The organism is Puia dinghuensis (assembly GCF_014642875.1).
GTDB lineage: Bacteria > Bacteroidota > Bacteroidia > Chitinophagales > Chitinophagaceae > Puia > Puia dinghuensis.
Genome location: NZ_BMJC01000003.1, coordinates 827,809 through 844,283, shown reverse-complemented (window position 1 = coordinate 844,283; position 16,475 = coordinate 827,809). Strand labels below are relative to the sequence as shown.

The 16,475-nt window shown below is 53.5% G+C and carries 15 protein-coding genes; 11 read left to right on the top strand and 4 right to left on the bottom strand.

The window, feature by feature from the left end; all coding sequences use genetic code 11:
* Positions 1-18: 18 nt before the first annotated feature.
* Genes IEY39_RS16760 through egtD form a run of 5 tightly spaced genes read left to right on the top strand, consistent with a single transcriptional unit; the run spans position 19 to position 5,954 of the window.
* A complete protein-coding gene (locus IEY39_RS16760; protein ID WP_229688946.1) occupies positions 19-1,458 on the top strand; it encodes a mercuric reductase in 1,440 nt (479 codons plus the stop codon).
* The gene (locus IEY39_RS16755; RefSeq protein WP_188933573.1) at positions 1,455-2,210 is read left to right on the top strand and encodes an ABC transporter ATP-binding protein; all 756 of its coding nucleotides are present in this window, start codon (positions 1,455-1,457) and stop codon (positions 2,208-2,210) included. Before IEY39_RS16760 ends, IEY39_RS16755 begins: the two co-directional genes overlap by 4 nt.
* Positions 2,210-3,778 carry an ABC transporter permease/substrate-binding protein gene (locus tag IEY39_RS16750; protein WP_188933571.1) on the top strand — a complete coding sequence of 523 codons (1,569 nt, stop codon included), beginning with the start codon at positions 2,210-2,212 and terminating at the stop codon, positions 3,776-3,778. The genes IEY39_RS16755 and IEY39_RS16750 overlap by 1 nt, the downstream gene beginning before the upstream one ends.
* On the top strand, positions 3,778-4,932 hold the full coding sequence (gene egtB / locus IEY39_RS16745; RefSeq protein ID WP_188933570.1) for an ergothioneine biosynthesis protein EgtB: 1,155 nt from the start codon (positions 3,778-3,780) through the stop codon (positions 4,930-4,932). The genes IEY39_RS16750 and egtB overlap by 1 nt, the downstream gene beginning before the upstream one ends.
* Positions 4,933-4,973: 41 nt before the next feature.
* Complete coding sequence (gene egtD, locus IEY39_RS16740; protein ID WP_188933569.1) at positions 4,974-5,954, top strand: L-histidine N(alpha)-methyltransferase; 981 nt, start codon at positions 4,974-4,976, stop codon at positions 5,952-5,954.
* Here egtD and IEY39_RS16735 read toward each other — a convergent pair.
* Positions 5,951-7,108: a thioredoxin family protein gene (locus tag IEY39_RS16735; RefSeq protein ID WP_188933568.1), complete on the bottom strand. Its 1,158-nt coding sequence runs from the start codon at positions 7,106-7,108 to the stop codon at positions 5,951-5,953. The two genes, egtD and IEY39_RS16735, sit on opposite strands and share 4 nt — an antisense overlap.
* A gap of 272 nt (positions 7,109-7,380) precedes the next feature.
* On the opposite strand from IEY39_RS16735, the gene ruvB reads away from it, so the two are divergent.
* Positions 7,381-8,406, top strand: coding sequence for a Holliday junction branch migration DNA helicase RuvB (gene ruvB / locus IEY39_RS16730; protein WP_188933566.1), 1,026 nt, complete (start codon positions 7,381-7,383; stop codon positions 8,404-8,406).
* On the opposite strand, the gene IEY39_RS16725 is transcribed toward ruvB, so the two are convergent.
* Complete coding sequence (locus IEY39_RS16725; RefSeq protein WP_188933564.1) at positions 8,403-9,107, bottom strand: response regulator transcription factor; 705 nt, start codon at positions 9,105-9,107, stop codon at positions 8,403-8,405. The two genes, ruvB and IEY39_RS16725, sit on opposite strands and share 4 nt — an antisense overlap.
* A gap of 95 nt (positions 9,108-9,202) precedes the next feature.
* Here IEY39_RS16725 and IEY39_RS16720 point away from each other — a divergent pair, with 95 nt between their 5' ends.
* From IEY39_RS16720 to IEY39_RS16705, 4 genes are all read left to right on the top strand, one after another.
* A complete protein-coding gene (locus tag IEY39_RS16720) occupies positions 9,203-9,574 on the top strand; it encodes a co-chaperone GroES (protein ID WP_188933562.1) in 372 nt (123 codons plus the stop codon).
* A gap of 90 nt (positions 9,575-9,664) precedes the next feature.
* A complete protein-coding gene (locus IEY39_RS16715; RefSeq protein ID WP_188933560.1) occupies positions 9,665-11,071 on the top strand; it encodes a bifunctional UDP-3-O-[3-hydroxymyristoyl] N-acetylglucosamine deacetylase/3-hydroxyacyl-ACP dehydratase in 1,407 nt (468 codons plus the stop codon).
* Between the two features lie 181 nt (positions 11,072-11,252).
* Complete coding sequence (gene lpxA, locus IEY39_RS16710) at positions 11,253-12,059, top strand: acyl-ACP--UDP-N-acetylglucosamine O-acyltransferase (protein WP_188933558.1); 807 nt, start codon at positions 11,253-11,255, stop codon at positions 12,057-12,059.
* Positions 12,040-12,654 carry an ABC transporter ATP-binding protein gene (locus IEY39_RS16705; RefSeq protein WP_188933556.1) on the top strand — a complete coding sequence of 205 codons (615 nt, stop codon included), beginning with the start codon at positions 12,040-12,042 and terminating at the stop codon, positions 12,652-12,654. Before lpxA ends, IEY39_RS16705 begins: the two co-directional genes overlap by 20 nt.
* Positions 12,655-12,659: 5 nt before the next feature.
* On the opposite strand, the gene IEY39_RS16700 is transcribed toward IEY39_RS16705, so the two are convergent.
* Both IEY39_RS16700 and tsaE read right to left on the bottom strand, forming a co-directional pair.
* Positions 12,660-13,877, bottom strand: coding sequence for an alanine dehydrogenase (locus tag IEY39_RS16700; protein WP_188933554.1), 1,218 nt, complete (start codon positions 13,875-13,877; stop codon positions 12,660-12,662).
* A gap of 21 nt (positions 13,878-13,898) precedes the next feature.
* Positions 13,899-14,303, bottom strand: a complete 405-nt coding sequence (gene tsaE / locus IEY39_RS16695) for a tRNA (adenosine(37)-N6)-threonylcarbamoyltransferase complex ATPase subunit type 1 TsaE (RefSeq protein ID WP_188933552.1) — start codon at positions 14,301-14,303, stop codon at positions 13,899-13,901.
* A gap of 50 nt (positions 14,304-14,353) precedes the next feature.
* On the opposite strand from tsaE, the gene IEY39_RS16690 reads away from it, so the two are divergent.
* Positions 14,354-16,474, top strand: coding sequence for a heavy metal translocating P-type ATPase (locus IEY39_RS16690; protein WP_188933550.1), 2,121 nt, complete (start codon positions 14,354-14,356; stop codon positions 16,472-16,474).
* The last annotated feature ends 1 nt before the right edge of the window (position 16,475 follow it).

Sequence of the window (16,475 nt, the reverse complement as noted above, 5' to 3'; positions counted from 1 at the left end):
AGATAATAATCCTTAAATTTGAGACGCACCCATCGGGTGTACGATCCCATGGTCAAGTACGACGCCATCATCATCGGCTCCGGGCAGGCCGCCAACCCTCTGGCAATAAAACTGGCTGCAGCCGGCTGGAAAACGGCGTTGATAGAAAAAAGATTCATCGGCGGAACATGTATCAATGTCGGCTGTACGCCCACCAAAACCCTCATCGCCTCGGGTCGCGTCGCCTACCTGGTAAGACGAAGCGCGGACTTCGGCATCCACACCACCGGGTTTTCCGTTAACATCGAAGAGGTGATCCGCCGGAAGAACGCCCATGTGCTCACCGCCCGCGAATCTTCGGCAAAAAGGCTGCTGGAGACCCATCATCTGGACGTGATCTTTGGCAATGCCGTTTTCACCGCGCCAAAAGCGATCACGGTGACCAAAGAGGACGGGTCCATCGAGGAGCTGACGGCCGAAAAGATATTTCTGAATACCGGCACCCGCCCGGTGATCCCCTCGATTCCCGGCCTGGCCGGCGTCCGTTATCTTACCTCCGATACCATCCTCGACCTGATGGTTCTTCCCTCCCATCTGGTGATCATAGGCGGCAGCTATATCGCACTCGAATTCGGGCAACTCTACCGGCGGCTGGGCAGTGAAGTGACCATCATCGAGAACAACGCGCGTTTTCTATCTAAAGAAGACGAGGATATCGCCGCGACGATAAAGAGCTTCCTGGAAGAGGACGGCATTCGCATCCACACCGGTGCCGCCGTCGAAAAGATAACAAAGGAAGCGGATGGCATCGGGCTCCACCTGTCCGCTGGGCCCCTCTCAGCGCCGACCGGAACGTCCACTGCCTCGACCAGCGTCATCACGGCCTCCCATGTCCTGGTTGCAACCGGGCGCGTCCCTGACACCGCCGCCCTCAATGCCGGCGCCACGGGCATCACCCTCGATCGCCATGGCTTCGTCGTCGTCAACGATCGGCTGGAAACCAGCGTCGATGGAATTTATGCGCTTGGCGATGTCAAGGGTGGACCACAATTCACCCATATATCCTATAACGATCATCTCATCGTATATAGGAATCTTATAGAAAAGGCGGATTGCAGCATTGCCGGGCGGCCGCCCGTCTATTGTCTTTTTACGGACCCCGAACTGGGCAGGGTAGGACTCACCGAAACAGAGGCGAGGGCTAAAGGATTGAACATAAAAGTGGCTACCTTGCCGGTGGCTAATATTGCCCGCGCCTGGGAGAACGACGAGACCCGCGGTATGCTGAAAGCCATCGTCAACGCCGACGACAGGACCATCATAGGGGCGGCGATGCTGTCTTCCGCCGGCGGCGAACTGATGAGCATCCTGCAGATGGCCATGATGGGCCGTATCCAATACAATGTGTTGAGAGATGCCGTTTTCGCCCATCCGACCTTTGCGGAATCCCTGAACAACCTATTTTCACGCCTGCAATGATCGTCGTAAAAAATATCAGCAAACGCTTCAATATGCACAACGCTGTTGACAACATTTCCTTCACCGTCGGGCAAGGGGAGAATGTCGTATTCCTGGGCACGAGCGGCTCAGGAAAGACGACACTGCTGAAGATGATCAACCGGCTCATCGAACCCGACTGCGGCGAGATACTCATCGACGGCCGCAGCATTGTCGATCAACGCCCCGAGCATCTGCGTCGCGGCATCGGTTATGTGTTTCAGAACAACGGCCTTTTCCCGCACTACACCATCGAAGAGAACATCGCCATCGTCCCGCGGCTATTGGGATGGAACCGCGACCGGATAGCTCCCCGGGTCATCTCCCTGATGGAAAAATTGCGGCTACCCCCGGCGCAGTACCTGAATGCTTATCCAAACGAACTCAGCGGCGGCCAGCAACAACGTGTGGGCATCGCCCGGGCCCTGGCCGCGGATCCCCCCGTGCTGCTGATGGACGAACCCTTCGGCGCACTCGACCCTATCACACGGGCCAGCGTAAAGAAGGATTTCAAAGAGCTGGACGAACTGCGGTCTAAGACCATCATCCTCGTAACCCACGACGTTCAGGAAGCCTTCGAACTGGCCGACCGCATCTTTTTGATGGATGGAGGACGCATCATACAGGAAGGTAAACCCGAAGACATGTTCGACCGGCCGGCGACGCAGTATGTGAAAGATTTTTTTGAAGGGCAGCGTTATATATTCGATCACTTCAAGAACAGCCAACACTGATGGACCAACGCCAGAGCCTCTGGGAATTTATGCAGCAGCAATCCGGCAAGCTGTTGCAACAGACGATACAACACATCGGGCTGACCTTCATCTCCCTGTTGATAGCCGTCCTCATCGGCCTGCCTCTCGGCATTTACATCGCCCGCAACAAAAAAGCGGCCGGCATCGTACTGGGCGCCGCCGGCGTCCTGCAAACCATTCCAAGCATCGCCTTGTTGGGCTTTCTTATTCCCGTGCTGGGCATCGGCCCCGTACCCGCCATCGCGGCGCTGTTCTTATATGCTTTGTTGCCCGTCATCCGAAATACTTACACGGGTATCAACGGCGTAGATCCCGGCGTAAAAGAAGCGGCCCTGGCCATGGGAATGACGGCCACCCAGCGGCTTTTCCGTGTTGACCTTGTGCTTGCCTTCCCCGTCATTATGGCCGGCATCCGCACGGCTACCGTCATCAATGTGGGTGTGGGGACGCTGGCCGCTTACATCGCCGCAGGCGGCCTGGGGGAATTCATCTTCGGCGGCATCGCCCTCAACAATACCAACATGATCCTGGCAGGCGCCATCCCTGCCGCCCTTCTGGCTATCCTGCTGGATTTCCTGCTTTCCCTGGTGCAGCGCACCGGCAGCAGAAAACGAAAGATGGTGCTTGGTCTCCTTCCCCTGGTAATGCTGTTCTTCTCTTCTTTCTACGTAATGCCCATTGGCAATACCCGTCTCCTTGCCGGGTTTACCCCGGAATTTATGGGCAGACGTGATGGTGACATCGGTCTGCGCAGCGTCTATGGTCTTACCATCCGTACAGTCGTCATCAGCGACGCTGTAATGTATAAAGCTATCTACGACCATAAGCTCGATGTCATCAGCGGCTACAGCACGGACGGCAGGCTGCAAGCCTATGACCTTGTCACGCTGGAGGATGACAAAAAGATCTTCCCACCCTACTATGCCGCGCCCGTTGTCCGCAGCGAAGTCCTGCGCAACTATCCCGAATTGGCTCCCGTCCTCAATAAATTGGCGGGCAGGATCAACGATTCGATCATGACCCTGCTAAACTACCGGGCCGAATATCTCAACCAGCCACCCGATCGCATCGCCCGCGATTTTCTCGAATCCGCAGGATTATACCATCCGCCCCGCAATGGCAAAAAAGGCCTTATCCGATTGGGTTCCAAGATATTCCCCGAACAATATATCCTGACGGATATGTACGCCATGCTTATCCGTGGATTCACCGACCTGGAAGTGGACAGCAAAACCGGTCTTGGCGGAACAAAAATCTGTTTTGAAGCGTTAGTACATCAACAAATAGATATGTATCCCGAATACACCGGTACCGCCCTGCTGGCGATCCTTCAGCCGCCGCCGGCTCTCACCGACCGCCTTGCAGGCAGCCGGGACAGCGTGTATCGGTATGTATCCGACCGGTTTGATAGAGAATATGGGCTCACCTGGCTGGACCCCATAGGTTTCAACAATGCCTATGCCCTGATGATGCGCCGCAGCCAGGCAGAACAGTCAGGCATTCGCACCATCTCCGATCTCACCCACTATCTAAAAAATCAGAAATAATGACCTTATTGGAGCAATACCGCGCCGTCCGCAAGGCCAGCGAAGCCATCTGCCAACCCCTTCAAAAAGAGGACTATGTCGTTCAGCCTATTGTGGATGTCAGTCCCCCCAAATGGCATCTTGGCCATACCACCTGGTTTTGGGAAGCCTTTGTGCTTATTCCGCACCATCCCGGCTATAAACCCTGCAATCCCGACTATAATTATGTATTCAACAGTTATTATGAAACCATCGGCGCAAGGGTAGTGCGTACCGATCGGGGCAATCTCAGCCGGCCCTCCGTAGATGAGATCTATTCCTACCGGCAATACGTAGATGAAGCGATGCTACGGCTCATCGCCGATGGCCCGGGCGAACAGCTCGAGCAGATTATTGTCCTGGGACTCAATCACGAGCAACAGCACCAGGAATTGCTGTTCACCGATATAAAATATATTTTGGGTCACAACCCGCTGTTCCCCGCCTGGTCAGATCGGGATATCGACGTAGTGCCATCTGCCGGTGCGGGATCCAATGGATTTGTAAGCGTGCCCGCCGGTCTCTATGAGATCGGTTATGAAGGCGATGGCTTTTGCTTTGATAATGAGCTCAGCCGCCACAAGGTTTATCTTGAAGGGTTTCAGGTCGCGGCGACCCCCGTCACTAATGAGGAATATTTGGAGTTTATAGAAGCGGGTGGTTATCAAAACTTCGTCTGGTGGCATGCGGAAGGCTGGGACTGGGTAAAGAAGAACGCCATTTCTTCGCCGATGTACTGGCATCTCATCGACGGACGGTGGCACCAGTATACAATGGCGGGGCTGCGACCGCTGGATGGTAAACAATTGTTGTCACATATCAGTTATTACGAGGCTGTTGCCTATGCCGCCTGGAAAGGATGCCGGTTGCCCACCGAATTCGAATGGGAGGCTTCCGCCGGAAAATTCGGTTGGGGGCAACGATGGGAATGGACCGAGTCGGCCTATCTGCCCTACCCCGGATTTAAAAAGGCGGAGGGGGCGATCGGAGAATATAACGGAAAATTCATGGTCAGTCAGATGGTGCTGAGAGGCGCGTCCGTGGCTACTCCGGCTGGTCACAGCCGGAAAAGCTATCGTAATTTCTTTCAACCATATCTAAGGTGGCAGTTTACTGGCATACGGATTGCAAAGTAGCTCAGTCGCCCATTCATAACTAACATTCAAAAAAAGGTCTAATGTTTCCTCTTAGCACGGCCCAGTTGCCCGGTCGCCGGTCGGCCACCTTCTACACCGATGTAGTCAACGGCTTGAGGGCAGATCACAAATACCTGTCATCCAAGTATTTTTATGATGAGAATGGGGACAAGCTCTTCCAGCAGATAATGGCCTGCCCCGAATATTATCCCACCCGTTGCGAGTTGGAGATCATGCAACACCAGTCGGGAAAAATGGCGCGGCTTTTTATGGAGGAAAGCAGCGACTTCGATCTCGTTGAACTGGGCCCGGGGGACGCCACCAAGTCCTGGTTCCTGCTGCGGGAATTGCAAAAAGACCATGCGTCTTTCACCTACTATCCCATAGATATTTCCTCCAATGTCATCGGCTGGCTGGAGGACAAGCTGCCAGTCACCCTGCCGGGTATACGCTTACAGGGTCTCAATGGAGAATACCTGGAGCAGCTGCACCAGGTGAACACCTTTTCCAACAAGCGGAAGATCGTGCTATTTATGGGTGCAAACATCGGTAATATGACCGTTCATCAGGCAACGCAGTTCTGCCGGCAGCTTCATGAGCAGATGCACCCCGGCGATCTGCTGATGATCGGCTTCGATCTCAAGAAATATCCCGGCACCATCCTCGCTGCCTATAACGACAAGCAGGGGATCACCAGGGCCTTCAATCTGAATCTGCTCACTCGCATCAACCGGGAACTCGGCGCCGATTTCGACGTTGAGCAATTCGAACACTATCCCGTCTATGACCCTGGTACGGGCTCCTGCAAAAGCTACCTCATCAGCCGGATACAACAGGAGGTACACATCGGTGATAACCAATTTTCTTTTGCCGAGAACGAAGTCATCCACATGGAGATATCGCAGAAATATACGCTTATGGAGACGGAATCGATGGCCGCTCAGGCGGGATTCGAGCCGGTGGATACCTTCTTCGATTCGAAGCGATGGTTTGCCGATGTGTTGTGGCGGCGACTGGCCTAAGCCGTCATCCCAATTGAGGAAGCAGATGCCCCTGCCGCCAGCGCAGACAATTCTTCCTGCACGGAAATCGTCTTGTCCTTGTTGTACCAGCGTTGCAGTTCTTCTTTTATCGCGTGGAATTCCACTCCGGCCTGTTTCAGCTGCATGAAATTCGCCTGTAGTACTGCCGGGCGCGGCCCCCAGGTGAACAACTCTTCCAGCGTGGCTGTATCCAGGCCGATCAGTTTCGGAATGCTGCGGCTTACTCCATTGGTGAGATAGCGATCCATTAGTTCCAGGTTATCGTCCCGCATCAGAAACCGCAGGGTAATCAGCGGATTCAATGCGGCCAGCGCTTGCATTATTGGGGTAATGTGTGCCGCGTCTCCGCACCAGGCTTCCGTCAGTACCAGCCAGGTCTGTGGATGGGTTATGCTTCGGATGGCTGCTTCCGCGGCAGGCAGCAGCTGCATCGTCTTCTCCCAGCGGCGCATCCGTTGCTGGTTCAATACGGTATAGTGGATAAAAGCCTCCGACTGATCGGGTCCCGTGGTCTGGCCTTTGGCCACCAGGTCATCGATCAGCGCGACATAAGCTTCGTAGGAAATGGCTTTTTGGAGGTAGGCAGCTTCGACTTTACGACTCGTATCCCGAGTACCCATAATTCGCAATTTTGCCGGTAAATATCGGGATTCCCCGCCGGATTTAGCGTCGGCATTCCGACAATCGCCCTTGCCCCTTAACAAGTCGGTAGTTTCGTTCATCATCCCGGACAGCTGTTTGGCACGCTCTTCCCCCAGTATAGCCCTGTAACGTTGCCGGAAAGCGTTTTCACATTCGCCCAGTAAAAGCACTGATTCATGCCCTTTTGGCGTGAGGCTTACCATCCGGATGCCATCGTATTCGAGGCGGTATATAATGTCCTTCTTTTCCAATTTATCCAACAGGCGTGTCATCGTGCTCGGACTCAGCAGCAGGCTCTTGGCAAGGAAAGAGGGATTCGTAAACGAGATATATGACAAGATCCGAACGATATAAGCAAGACTGGGATGGAGCCCGGAGGGTCGAAAGCATTCTATGGCCAGTTTTTCGACCTCACGCGACAATGCCGCGGATGAAAAATGAAGAGATCGCGCAAATGGGTTATCTGCGGCCTTTTCACTTTCTGGTTGCATTCTTTGTCTGACTATTTTCATACGCACTATTCTTTAAAATTACAGCCTCCCCCGGGGTATGCAAAACGAAAATTTCATGTTTTGTATATACAAATCAAAAAATTCCATAACCTGTTGAAAGGTCCTCCCGCGATATCCTTCATTTTCAACCTTTGCTACCAAGCCCTCAAAACCCAATCTCCACAAAAATTGGTTTGTATATACAAAACATCAAAATCCCAAAAAACAACCCCTCCCCGCAACCCGAACAAAGGCAATCGGTATATTTGCTCATGTCCAATCTCAATCTCAACAGTGAAAAAAGCGCCTTAAGCCCCGCGGACAAGGAGTTTGAGAACAACATTCGCCCCTCGGCGATAGAAGATTTTTCCGGTCAGCCACAGTTGATCGAAAACCTTCGCGTTTTCATCAAAGCCGCAAAAATGCGCGGAGAAGCCCTCGATCATATCCTCTTTCATGGCCCTCCCGGCCTGGGAAAGACGACCTTGTCGCGCATCGTCGCGAACGAATTGGGGGTGAATATCAAGGAAACCTCCGGGCCTGTCATCGAAAAACCCGGCGACCTGGCCGGCCTCCTTACCAACCTGGCCCCCAACGACGTATTATTCATCGACGAGATCCATCGTCTGAGCACCGTCGTCGAAGAATATCTCTATGCGGCTATGGAAGACTATCGCATCGACATCATGATCGACAGCGGACCCAATGCCCGCAGCATCCAGCTCTCCATCCATCCCTTTACCCTGGTGGGGGCCACCACTCGCAGCGGGCTGCTGACGGCTCCGCTTCTCTCCCGCTTCGGCATAAAATCGAGGCTGGAATATTACAATGCCGACACCCTGCAAAAGATCATCCTGCGCAGCGCCGGCATCTTACAGACGAAGATCACCTCCGATGCATCCGCCGAGATTGCCCGGCGAAGCCGGGGCACCCCCCGCATCGCCAATGGCCTGCTGCGCAGGGTAAGAGATTTTGCCCAGGTTTTGAGCAACGGCATCATCGACCTGGGTATCACGCAACATGCCCTCCGGGCCCTCAATGTCGACGAACATGGATTGGATGAAATGGACAATCGCATCCTGTCGACCATCATCGACAAGTTCAAGGGTGGTCCCGTCGGCATCACCACCATCGCCACTGCTGTCGGCGAAGAAACCGGAACGCTGGAAGAAGTGTATGAACCCTTCCTCATACAAGAAGGCTTTATCATGCGCACCCCCCGTGGACGCGAAGTGACACCCAAAGCCTACGAACATCTGGGAAAGAAGAGACCGGGCAGAGAAGGTGAGTTATTCTAAGCACTCACAGGCACCACCAGCCTGAACCCGTTTCCATGTATATTGACGATCTCGATGTTGGCATCGTCTTTCAGATACTTCCGCAACTTCGCAATATACACATCCATGCTTCGCCCATTGAAGTAAGTATCGCTGCCCCAGATCTTCTTCAACGCCTGTTCGCGCGGCAGCAGATCATTCATGTGTTCGGCCAGCATCTTCAACAGCTCGTTCTCCTTGGGCGACAAGGTCTGTGTCTGCCCTTTATGGCTCAGTTCGCGCAATTTGGGATTGAAATGATACGACCCCATCTCAAATTCCTTATTGTCCGACTCCTTGTTGAGATCGTCATTGCGCTTGAGAATTGCCTTTATCTTCATCAACAGCACTTCACTGTCGAAAGGTTTGGTGATATAGTCGTCTGCCCCCAGCTTATACCCCTGGATGATATCTTCTTTCATCGTCTTGGCGCTAAGAAAGAAAAGGGGAATATCGGGGTCGACGTCCCTGATCTCTTCAGCCAGCGTAAATCCGTCCATATGCGGCATCATGATGTCCAGCAGGCAGAGATCAAAATGCTCCCGCTGGAAGGCTGCCAGCCCCAGCCGGCCATCCCTTTCCAGGGTCACATCAAAATCGCTGAGCTCAAGATAGTTTTTCAGGACCATGCCTAAATTGGGATCGTCTTCGCACAACAATATTTTGGGTTTCTTTCCTTCCATGATTTGATGATTTTGAGTACAAATAAAATTAAATCATTCCCTGATTATCAACGAATCGGAATAATATTTTGTTAAACCCCATAACTTTGCAAGTTATGCATCTTACTTCTGACAATAAATTTAAGAAACTAGTCGTAATTGGCGATAGGGTACTCATTCGACCCTCAAAACCTAACGAACGCACAGACTCAGGCCTTTATCTACCACCCGGCGTGCAGGAAAAAGAAAAGGTTCAGCAGGGATATGTCATAAAAACCGGTCCGGGCTATGCCATCCCTATGCCGGTGGACGAAGAGCCCTGGAAACACCAGGACGAACAGGTGAAGTACATCCCCCTCCAGGCCCGGGAGGGCGATATCGCCATTTTTTTGCTCAGCGGGGCTACGGAAGTACTCTACGAAGGGGAAAAATACTTTATTGTCCCCCAGAGCGCCATCCTCATGTTAGAGCGGGAAGAGGATATATAAGCTTCGATTCCCCTATCTTTGTCGGCCATAAGGGGTTGCACCTCGGCGCCGCCGTACCGCGCCAGGGGCTACCATTCATTAAAAAATCGCATGGACGCAAATTTCAATCCAGACAAACAACACACATTAGCTTCTGTAACAAGTATTTCCGGCACTGGCCTGCACACCGGTATCACGGTGGATATGACCCTGAAACCCGCTACACCGGGATTCGGCTTCCAATTCCAGCGTATCGACCTTCCCGGCCAGCCTGTCATCAAGGCGGACTGCGATCTGGTCACTGATACTTCCCGGGGTACGACGCTGGAAGACAATGGGGGGAAGGTGAGCACGGTTGAGCACATCCTGGCTGCTCTTGTGGGAATGGGTGTGGATAATTGCCTCATCGAGATCAACGGTCCTGAGGTTCCGATCATCGACGGCAGCTCTGAGCCTTTTGTAGAGATCATCGAGGAAGCCGGTGTGGCCGAGCAGGATGCCGCCAAGGTCTGGTATACCATCGACTCCAACATCACCCATACCGATGAGAAAAAGCGCGTGGAAATGGTCGTCATGCCGGCTATGGAGTACAAGGTCACTACGCTCATCGACTTCAACAGCCCTGTCCTGGGCACCCAGCATGCGAGCCTTAAGACTATGCGCGAATTCAAAAGCGAGATCTCTCCTTGCAGAACTTTCTGCTTCCTTCACGAGCTGGAGATGCTGCTTGAACATAACCTCATAAAAGGCGGCGACATCAACAACGCCATCGTCGTGGTCGACAAACCCGTGACCCTGGAAGAAATGGATCGCCTGGCAAAGGCCTTCAAAAGGGATAAGATCGAGATCAAAAGCGAAGGCTATCTCAACAACCTGGAGCTGCGCTTCCCCAACGAGCCTGCCCGGCACAAACTCCTGGACATCATCGGCGACCTCGCGCTTATCGGCTTTCCGATAAAAGGACAGATCATCGCCAATCGCCCCGGCCATTCCACCAATGTAGAATTCGCCCGGAAGATCAAACAGTATATAAAAAAAAACAAGCATCTAAAGAACACCCCGGTGTATGACCCCAACCAGGCGCCGGTGTTCACCACTACCCAGATAGAAAAAACCCTGCCTCATCGCTTCCCCTTCCTGCTTGTTGACAAGATCATCGAGCTCACTGACAAACATATCATCGGGGTAAAGAACGTCACTTTCAATGAACCTTTCTTCGTCGGCCACTTCCCCGGCAATCCCGTCATGCCCGGTGTCCTGCAGATCGAAGCCCTGGCTCAGACCGGTGGGATCCTTTGCATCAATTTGATGCCCGAAGGCCAGTACGACACCTATTTTATCAAGATCGACAACTGCAAGTTCAAACACAAGGTCATCCCCGGGGACACCATGCTCCTGAAAATGGAGCTCATCAACCCCATCCGCAGAGGCATATGCGAAATGCGCGGCACGGTATATGTAGGCAATAAAATTGCTACAGAAGCCGACCTGATGGCACAGCTCGTAAAGCGGAGTTAACGACTTGCTAAGACTGGTTAACCGGGTGTAAACACAAGTTTATTTCGGGTAATTGTGTCAAATAAGTTTATTTTTGTGAGATGCCGGGTGCTTCTCAGCATTTCTTATGAAGAAAACAGCAATCCACAAGGAAGAAAGTATAATGATCCAAGAAACTGAAAATCAATCAATTGATCGTCGAATGATTCATTCTTTCACCTCCATTCATCCCGATGCGAGGCTGGCTCCCGATGTAAGAGTGGACCCCTTCACGATGATTCATAAAAATGTAGAAATTGGAGCAGGTACCTGGATCGGCAGCAATGTCACGATAATGGAGGGCGCAAGGATTGGAAAAAATTGCAGGATTTTCCCCGGAGCTGTAGTATCTGCTGATCCTCAAGATCTTAAATTTGACGGCGAAGAGACGACTGTACAGATTGGCGATAATACCACCATCCGCGAATTTGTAACTATCCACCGCGGCACCCGCGATCGCTGGACCACCAGGGTGGGCCGCAACTGCATGATCCTCGCCTATAGCCATATTGCCCACGACTGTATCATCGGCGACAATTGTATCCTTAGCAATAATTCGCAGGTCGCGGGGCATGTCGTCCTTGGCGACTGGGTCATTTTGGGCGGGATGTGCGCCATCCACCAGTTCGTAAGAGTGGGTTCCCATGTCTTCCTTGGCGGCGGCTCGCTCGTTGGGAAAGATATTCCCCCCTATATAAAAGCGGCCAGGATGCCTCTCAGCTATTCCGGTGTCAATTCCGTCGGGCTCAAGCGCCGCGGTTTCACCATCGACAAGATCAACCACATCCTCGACATCTACCGGGTCATTTACAATAAAGGCATGAATACCAGCCAGGCCCTCGAATTCCTCGAAGAAGAGTTCCCCGCCAGCGACGAACGCGATGAGATTGTCGCCTTTATACGGGAAAGCGGCCGCGGTATTATCAAACGCTATAGCAAAACGAGCTTTGATGAAGATTACGCTGATTGATGCCGGTAAACGGTTCAACCGCGACTGGATCTTTCGTCATCTCCATTACGAATTCACCGGCTCTCATACTTACGCGATCGTCGGCCCCAACGGGTCCGGAAAGTCTACGTTATTACAGTCCATCGCGGGGGCCATCGGCATCAGCGAAGGCTCGGTCCAATATGAGGGCTCCGGTGCTATCCTTCCCGAACAAGCCTACCGCCACCTCTCCCTCTGCGCCCCCTACCTCGAAGTCATCGAGGAAATGACGGTCACCGAATTCCTCGCATTTCACGGTTCATTTAAGCCATTCCTGCCCGGACTTTCCATTCCCGACATCATCAGGAAAATGGGACTCGAAGCCGCCGCTCAAAAACAGATCCGCTATTATTCCTCAGGGATGAAACAACGCGTTCGCCTCGCGCAGGCCCTCTTCTCCAACACCCCCGTCATCCTGCTCGACGAACCCTGTACCAATCTCGATGTGGATGGTATCGCCCTCTACCGCCGCCTCATCGCAGAATACGCCACCGGCCGGATGATCATTGTCAGCAGCAATGATGTGCAGGAATACGATTTCTGCGAGCAGTCGATCAATATTTTGAATTGGAAGTAAAAGCCTCATCGCTGACTGGCGATCAGCAGGTTTAGATCGGTATACTTCAGATCGAACCGCTGGCTGAGGTGAAAATTGGTCAACGCGCCCTTGAAAAGATAGATGCCGCTGCGCAGATGTATCTTATGCCATACGAGATTCTCGAACCCGCCTTCTTCTCCCGCCTCCAGCAACAAAGGCATCAGCACATTACTGATGGCATGCGAAGCCGTACGGGCAAAACCAGATGGAATATTGGGTACGCAGTAGTGGATCACGCCATATTTCATAAAGACGGGATGCTCATGCGTGGTGATCTCGGAAGTTTCAAAACATCCTCCCCGGTCGATACTGACGTCGATGATCACCGAGCCAGGTCGCATATTGCTGACCATTTCATCGGTGACGACCACCGGCGTCCTGCCGGTCTGCGAAGAAAGGGCCCCGACGGCGATCTCACAGGTCTTGAGTTGCTTGGCAAGGATGCGAGGCTCCATCACCGAAGTCCACATCCGCTGGCCGATGTTGTTCTGCAACCGCTTCAGCCGGTAGACGCTGTTGTCAAAGACTTTCACTGAAGCCCCAAGCGCGAGGGCGGCACGCGCCGCAAATTCCCCGACGATACCCGCGCCCAGGATGATGACCTTGGTCGGCGGGATCCCCGAGATACCACCCAACAAAACGCCTTTGCCGCGATTGGCCGAACTCAGGTATTGCCCCGCGATCAGCATCACCGCACTACCGGCGATCTCGCTCATACTCCGGACGATGGGATAGGTTCCACTGTCATCCTTCAGATTTTCGAAGGAGATACCCGTGATGCGCTTGTCCATCATCTTTTGCAGCAGATCGGCCTTCATCGCGGACAGATGAATAGGGGAGATGATAATCTGATTCAGCTGCAGCATCGGCAGATCTTCTTCGATAACGGGGGCGCTTTTTACGAGGATGGGCGCCTTCAACACTTCGGCCTTGTCGTGGACGATCCTCGCCCCGGCTTCACTGTAATCCTTATCCCGGTAGTGTGCGCCTTCACCGGCGCAATGTTCGATGATTACTTCATGTCCATTGCTGACCAATACACCTACCGCATCCGGTGTCAGGGCGATACGGTTCTCCTGAAACGCAATCTCCTTGGGCATGCCGATATGCAGGGGCACTCCCTTGGGCTTGATATCCAGGGTTTCTTCCAGGGTTTCATAGCTGAAGGAGGTGCTGATGACTGGTTTTTGCTGCTGCGACATATATGCCTGGGAAATTACAATTTATAAATTGATTTTACGGGTATCGAGGTCCACTATTTCCAACCGGACATGGACAGCGTCGGGGGGAAAAATCCCCGGCGCCCGGTCAGGCCATTCCACGAGACAATATTCACCGCTATACAGGACATCTTCAACACCTGCCCTCAGGGCTTCTTCTTCATCCTTCAACCGGTAGAGATCGAGATGGAAGATCTTCCCACCGGGATACCGGTATTCATTGATAATGGAAAAAGTAGGGCTTCCAACGGTATCGGTGACTCCCTTGATGTTGCATAGGGCATGGATAAAGGTCGTCTTACCCGCCCCCATGCTCCCATGAAAGGCAAAAACCTGCTGCAAGGGAAATGCCTGCCAGAATGCAATGGCCGCTTTTTCAATATCCTGCAGGTGAAATCGAAGCTCCATAATGGCTGGCAAAGATACAGTAACTTTGCGTCTGGCGAGGCTAATAGTATATGGAAACCATTAACTGGAAAATAGAAGGGATGAGCTGCTCCACCTGCGCACTCACCATCGGCAAATATTTGGAAAAAAACGGTCTGCAAAACGTCAAGGTCAGCCTGGCCAGCGGCGACGTCAGCTTCGACGCAACGGGCGAGATCGATCGCAACCAGCTGGAAAAAGGCATCCACGATCTCGGATACACCGTTTTGGCCGGACAGCCCGGCGCCACCACAGGAACCCGGGCCCCGATGAACAAACACCTTCGTTATTTCCTGTTCTGCCTGCCCTTTACCCTCCTGCTGTTCTTACCCATGCTCGGGGAGAACGCCTTCCTGCATTGGCTCATGCATCCCTGGGTCCAACTCTTTATTTGCCTGCCCGTATTCGTCACCGGGATGCTTTTCTTCGGGCGCAGCGCCGTAAAAAGCCTGATCAACGGCCTGCCCAACATGAATGTCCTCATCGCGCTTGGCGCCACGGCGGCATTTGTTTACAGCCTCACCGGCACCCTGCTGCGACTGGGTCCCGACTATCTCTTTTATGAGACCACGGCTTCTATCATCACCATTGTCTTCTTTGGCTATTACCTGGAAGATGCCTCCGTCAAGGCCACCCAACGGACGCTGAACACCCTTGCCGCCACGCAAAAGACGATGGCCAACATGATTGCCTTTGACCACGAACACCAGGAAATACTCTTCCCTGTCGAGAATAGCCAACTGCGCAGCGGCGACCTCATCCTCATCCGCACCGGTGAACAAATTCCCGCCGATTGCAAGATCCTGTGGGGCGAAGCCGGCGTCGACGAATCCATCCTCACCGGCGAAAGCCTGCCTGTCGACAAAAAAGTCAAGGACAGCCTCATCGGCGGAAGCATCCTCGTCTCTGGCACCGTAAAGGCCCAGGTGACAGCCGTCGGCGACGAGTCCATTCTGGCGGGCATCGTCAGGCTGGTAAGACAGGCACAGGGGGAAAAACCACCGATCCAGCAGCTGGCCGACAAGATCAGCGCTGTCTTCGTACCAGTTGTCCTCGGCCTGGCAGCCCTCACCTTCATCGGTAACTATCTCTATGCTCACCAGACGGCCGCTGCGCTAATGCGTAGCATTGCCGTACTGGTCATCGCCTGCCCCTGCGCCATGGGACTGGCTACCCCCGCCGCCATAGCGGTAGGACTGGGCCGGGGCGCCCGCAAAGGCATCCTCATCCGTAATGCCCGCCACCTGGAGGCCTTTCGCAATATCCGGCAGGTGGTTTTCGACAAGACCGGCACCCTCACGACGGGAGAATTTTCCATCCGTCACTGGCATGCCGCCGACTCCATCACCCCCGAACAATTCCGCGAGATCGCCTTTTCGCTCGAAAAATACTCCAACCACCCCATTGCAAGAGGCATCACCAAACAATGGAAGGTCAAACACTCCCTGCGATGGGCGAAGGTGGAAGAGGTAAAAGGCCTTGGGATGCGGGGTGAGACGCAAGATGGCGAGATATATTGGGCCGGCTCGTACAAAGTAGCAGCACACCTCACCGCCGACGACACCCACAATGTGTATATTGTCGGCGGCGACCGCCTCCTGGGTTTCATCGATGTCATGGATACTGTCCGCCCCGAAGCGGCTTCCGTCGTTCGCTCCTTGCACGAAAAAGGTATCCATACCGTTCTGCTCAGTGGCGACCGGCTAAAACCCTGCCAGGAGCTGGCGGCTGCCCTCGGAATAAAAGAAGTACTCGCCGAACAATCCCCCGAACAAAAACTCGGGCAGGTGACCCGGCTCAACACCGCAATGCCGGTGGCGATGGTAGGAGATGGCATCAATGACGCACCGGCGCTTGCCCGGGCAACCATCGGCCTGTCCATGAGCGACGCCTCTCAATTGGCCATGCAAACAGCAGATGTAGTGCTGATGAACCATGGACTGCGATCGCTGCCCGCCGCCCTTGGCCTTGGCCGCCACACGTTCGGGACGATAAAAGGGAATTTGTTCTGGGCGTTTTTCTATAACAGCATTGCCATACCCGTCGCCGCTTTTGGATTTTTGACACCTGCGTTGGCCGCCCTGGTAATGGGGTTTAGCGACGTAGTTCTGGCCGCCAACTCTCTCCGGCTCTATTGGAAAAAACTGGATTAAC

Coding starts and splice junctions, on each gene's coding strand:
- IEY39_RS16715 (WP_188933560.1), top strand. CDS start 9,665: ATGGACGCAAATTTCAATCCAGACAAACAACACACATTAGCTTCTGTA.
- ruvB (WP_188933566.1), top strand. CDS start 7,381: ATGTCCAATCTCAATCTCAACAGTGAAAAAAGCGCCTTAAGCCCCGCG.
- lpxA (WP_188933558.1), top strand. CDS start 11,253: ATGATTCATTCTTTCACCTCCATTCATCCCGATGCGAGGCTGGCTCCC.
- egtD (WP_188933569.1), top strand. CDS start 4,974: ATGTTTCCTCTTAGCACGGCCCAGTTGCCCGGTCGCCGGTCGGCCACC.
- IEY39_RS16690 (WP_188933550.1), top strand. CDS start 14,354: ATGGAAACCATTAACTGGAAAATAGAAGGGATGAGCTGCTCCACCTGC.
- IEY39_RS16700 (WP_188933554.1), bottom strand. CDS start 13,877: ATGTCGCAGCAGCAAAAACCAGTCATCAGCACCTCCTTCAGCTATGAA.
- tsaE (WP_188933552.1), bottom strand. CDS start 14,303: ATGGAGCTTCGATTTCACCTGCAGGATATTGAAAAAGCGGCCATTGCA.
- IEY39_RS16720 (WP_188933562.1), top strand. CDS start 9,203: ATGCATCTTACTTCTGACAATAAATTTAAGAAACTAGTCGTAATTGGC.
- IEY39_RS16725 (WP_188933564.1), bottom strand. CDS start 9,107: ATGGAAGGAAAGAAACCCAAAATATTGTTGTGCGAAGACGATCCCAAT.
- egtB (WP_188933570.1), top strand. CDS start 3,778: ATGACCTTATTGGAGCAATACCGCGCCGTCCGCAAGGCCAGCGAAGCC.
- IEY39_RS16750 (WP_188933571.1), top strand. CDS start 2,210: ATGGACCAACGCCAGAGCCTCTGGGAATTTATGCAGCAGCAATCCGGC.
- IEY39_RS16705 (WP_188933556.1), top strand. CDS start 12,040: ATGAAGATTACGCTGATTGATGCCGGTAAACGGTTCAACCGCGACTGG.
- IEY39_RS16735 (WP_188933568.1), bottom strand. CDS start 7,108: ATGCAACCAGAAAGTGAAAAGGCCGCAGATAACCCATTTGCGCGATCT.
- IEY39_RS16755 (WP_188933573.1), top strand. CDS start 1,455: ATGATCGTCGTAAAAAATATCAGCAAACGCTTCAATATGCACAACGCT.